Annotated in this window: 2 protein-coding genes and 1 pseudogene; all 3 read right to left on the bottom strand. The window is 62.5% G+C overall.

The genetic code is table 11. The features are described 5' to 3' along the window. Window positions 1-180: 180 nt before the first annotated feature. Window positions 181-894 carry a restriction endonuclease subunit S domain-containing protein gene (locus tag B1991_RS18510; protein ID WP_136260141.1) on the bottom strand — a complete coding sequence of 238 codons (714 nt, stop codon included), beginning with the start codon at window positions 892-894 and terminating at the stop codon, window positions 181-183. Continuing rightward, the gene (locus B1991_RS18515; RefSeq protein ID WP_136260142.1) at window positions 891-3,668 is read right to left on the bottom strand and encodes a type I restriction endonuclease subunit R; all 2,778 of its coding nucleotides are present in this window, start codon (window positions 3,666-3,668) and stop codon (window positions 891-893) included. The genes B1991_RS18510 and B1991_RS18515 overlap by 4 nt, the downstream gene beginning before the upstream one ends. A gap of 260 nt (window positions 3,669-3,928) precedes the next feature. After that, a pseudogene (locus B1991_RS18520) lies at window positions 3,929-4,054 on the bottom strand (IS3 family transposase); the annotation flags it as partial. Between the last annotated feature and the right edge of the window lie 81 nt (window positions 4,055-4,135).

The following is a 4,135-nucleotide window of genomic DNA, read 5'->3' on the forward strand; positions in this document are numbered from 1 at the left end:
ATAGGCGCAGATACACCCAAGAGCAAACCCTGTCTCAGCGTCGGCAACAGCAGAAGTGTATAAGAGACCGAGGTAAATCGGCGCGGCAGCGGCGGCAATCCACCTCCATAGGCACCTTTTTGCCGTAGCAAGCTCGGTGTTTTGCATGGCCGTCTGGACGGCCATTTTGAACTTCATTGATCAGAGCATCCCTAGAGGTTGAATGGCAGTGGTCTTGATCACCGCCCAGTCCGTATCGCCATCTACTGACTCACGTTCACAACGCGGGCTCCATCCCTGTCCGATGGACCGCACAAGTTCGCCGAGCGGAACCTCTGGATACCCTGACGTGCTGGCCGAGGACGTGTCTTGCACGGCGGCTTTCAGCAGCGACTGGCGGTATTGCGCCAGCTTGCGCTGCGCGGCTTTCAGTTCGGCCACGCCGGCATCGAGATCGGACAGCAGCTCTTCGAGCTTTTCGACGATGCGGGTTTGTTCGCTCTTTGGTGGTGTCCGCAGCGTTTCCTTACGAAGGTACTGATAGTGCCGCCCGTAACCTCTGTTCTCAAGATTAATTGTCCCAAGCTGATAGAAGAGAAACTCGGGGTTGTGCAGGTCTGTCGGCGCGAACAGCTTGACGCCATCCGCACCGACAGCGAATGGAAAAGTGACGTATTTAAATCGACGCGTGTGGTCGCCGAAGAGGATGACTGGCGGCACATGCTCCACCTGAGCGGAAACATCATCCGTATAACCGCCAATTAGTTCCTCGCCTTGGTCGACAACGGCAAGTGCACCGTCCTCAAGGTAGTTCTTCTGTTTGATCCGTTGACCGCGGTCGGATACGACCACAATCGCGTCGTCAAAGGATACTTCCGCCCAACCAGCGGGCAATCGTGACGCGCCCTCGCTCAAGCCACCAGCTCCTCGTTCATTTCCTCAAGCAACTTATCGAGCTGCTCGCCAAACACATTCCACGCCTTCTGCAACCCACCCTTGTCCGCCAGCTGCGCATAGTCGAAGTCCTCGCGGCTGATCGAGCAGCTGGACGCGATATGATCCTTGATCAGGCGCAGCCACTGGGTCTGTTCGTCGGTGAACGCCGTGGTGCGCTGTGCATTGTGACGGAAGATCCATTCCTGGAAGCGCTTGTCGACGCTGTCGGCGAACGGGCGCAGCTCGTCGTCCAGCCCGAGCGCGAAGCGCACCAGAGCGACCAGGTCGGTGAGCTGGCGGCGGGTGTCGGCACCCTTGACCTTGCTGGCCTGCACGCGGGCATAGGCGCTCCACAACCGTTCGGTGGTGAGCATCAGCGGTGGGCGCGACAGTGCATCGTGCAGTTCTTCGATCATGGCGAAGGTGAGCTGCCGGCGCCGGTAGGGCTGCTGGTAGAAGAAATCCAGCGCGGCGATCTCGTTGCGGTGGTCACGCAGGTAGTCGGCGAACGCCTGCACGGTGGCTGTGGCGTGCGCTTCGGCTTGCGCGCTGAAGCCGCTGAAAGTGACCTGGTCGGGGTTGATGTGGTCGATCAGTTGCTCGCGTTCGCGGCGGGCGGATTCGATCAGGTCGCGCAGCCTGGGATCGTCGAACGGCTGGCACGCAGCCATCACGCGTTGGTGGCGGGCGGCGTCGAGTTCGTCGGTGGTGAGCGTGTCGGCACTGCGGGTGATGCTGGCGGCCTGGGCGGTGTCCAGCGCGTCGGCCACGACGAGATCGGGATCGAGTGCGCTGACCAGCCCGCGGGCGAGGTCGTTGAGTGCGATGCCGCCGGAGGTTTGCTTGATCCGCGCCAGCGCCTTGTCGTCCAGTTGCTTGGCCAGGCGCACCAGACGGTTGCCGAGGCTGAGCACGGTGTCGTCGTCGGCGCCACCGACGGCGACGCTTTTCAGCAACTGGTCGAGCGTGGCGCCGGGTTTCTTTTCCAACGGGCGGCTTTCGGTCTTCAGCGACTTTTCCACGCCGACCGCGTCGATCAGCACGAAGTGGGTCTTGGCGCTGTCGGCGCTGTTGCTGACTTTCTTCAGCGATTCGGCATCGAGGCTGCGCACGCCGCGACCCTTCATCTGCTCGTAGTAGCCGCGGCTGCGCACGTCGCGCATGAACAGCAGCACTTCCAGCGGCTTCACGTCGGTACCGGTGGCGATCATGTCGACGGTGACGGCGATGCGCGGGTAGTACTCGTTGCGGAAGTTGGACAGGATGGTGTCCGGGTCCTCGTCGGCCCTGTAGGTGACCTTCTTGCAGAACGCGTTGCCCTCGCCGTAGACCTCGCGCACGGTCTTGATGATGTCGTCGGCGTGGCTGTCGGTCTTGGCGAAGATCAGGGTCTTGGGGACTTCGTTGCGCTGCGGGTAGATGCGGGTTTCCACCGCCGTCTTCATTTCCTCGATCACCTGGCGGATCTGGTTCGGGTTGACTACCGAGCGGTCGAGGTCGGTGTTGGTGTAGGCGGTGTCGTCCTCGGTCTGCGCCCAGCGTTTGGCGCGGGTCTGGCGGTCGCGGTGGTCGACCCATTCCTTCGCCTTCAGCTCGGCGCCTACCTTGGTGATCTCGGTTTCGATCTCGTACACGTCGTAGCCGACGTTGACGCCGTCGAGTACGGATTGCTCGTAGCTGTACTCGGCCACCACGTTCTGGTTGAAGAAGCCGTAGGTGCGGTTGTCCGGCGTGGCGGTGAGGCCGATCAGGAAGGCGTCGAAGTAATCCAGCACCTGCTTCCACAGGTTGTAGATGCTGCGGTGGCACTCGTCGATGATGATGAAGTCGAACTGCTCGATCGGCACGGCCGGGTTGTAGCGCACCAACTTGTGCGTTCCCGCATCGGGCAGCTCGGCCAGCGAGATGTCTTCGGCCGAATCGTCGATCGGATCGCCGGAAAGGATGGAATACATGCGCTGGATGGTGCTGATGCATACCTGCGCGCTCCCATCAATGCGGCTGGAGGACAGGCGCTGCACGTTGTACAGCTCGGTGAACTTGCGGCCATCGTCCGGCGGCGTGTACGCCATGAATTCCTGATGCGCCTGCTTGCCGAGGTTGCGCGTGTCGACCAGGAACAGGATGCGTTTGGCACCGCCAAACTTGAGCAGGCGGTAGGCCGAGGTGATCGCGGTGAAGGTCTTGCCGGCGCCGGTGGCCATATGCACCAGCGCGCGCGGCCTGGCCTGCGCCAGCGATTGCTCCAGCCCGGTGACGGCGCTGACCTGGCACTCGCGCAGGTTGCGTTCGGGGAGCGGCGGCATCTGGTCGGCCAGCCGGCTGCGCAGGGTGTCCGGTCGTGCGGCCCAGGTGGCAAGCGTCTGCGGCTGGAAGAAGTGGAACAGCTCGCGGGCACGCGGGCGCGGGTCGGCGCCGTCGGTGAAGTGGATGATCTGGCCGGTGCTTTCGTACAGGAAGCGCAATGGCGGGCTGTCCTTGCGCCACTTCAGCCTCGCGCTGGCGTAGCGCTCGGTCTGTGCTTCGTGCGCGGTCAGGTTTTCGCCAGCCTCGTCGCGCTTGGCCTCGATCACGCCAACGGGGTTGCGATCCACGAACAGCAGGTAGTCGGCCGGGCCGGTGTCGGTGGGGTATTCGCGCACGGCCACGCCGGAAGCAGCGCCCAGGTTCAACTCTTTCATGTCCTGTACGACCCAGCCCGCTGCCGCAAGCTTCTGGTCGATGGTCTGCCGCGCTTTTTCCTCTGGTGTCATCCGTGCCCCCTGCAGGCTGTCGGCAGAAGACGATTAACCCAGTAATAGGAGGCCGTTGCAAGGAGAGGAGGCCACGCGCGCCGGGAAACAGGCGTCTTTTCGTCTGCATTGCTGCCTCGCTTCGAGCGAATGAATCTGGTTTCAGCGCCAAAGACCCGTGCTTGGCTCTCCCCGGACCCAAGCGTCACTCTTTCAGTCCCGAACGCGGTACTGAAAGCCCCACGCCTGGCACTCCACCGTGCCTCGCATGGATCTGGGTTCTACCCCGTTTCCACGGACGGTTTGATTAAGGCTGAAAACTCCCGGTCGCGCCGAGCAACTCTACGACGCATGCGCGGGTTGTGGAACCGCTCAAGGTAATCGAACAGATCGGCCCGCGCCTCGTCGCGATTTAGGCCGACGCCATCGAGCACCCGCCCGTGTCTAACAGTCCCGAAGAGGCCTTAGAACGCACGGTTGACTGAGCA

Origin of the sequence: Rhodanobacter lindaniclasticus (assembly GCF_004799035.1) — a bacterium.
Lineage (GTDB): Bacteria > Pseudomonadota > Gammaproteobacteria > Xanthomonadales > Rhodanobacteraceae > Rhodanobacter > Rhodanobacter lindaniclasticus.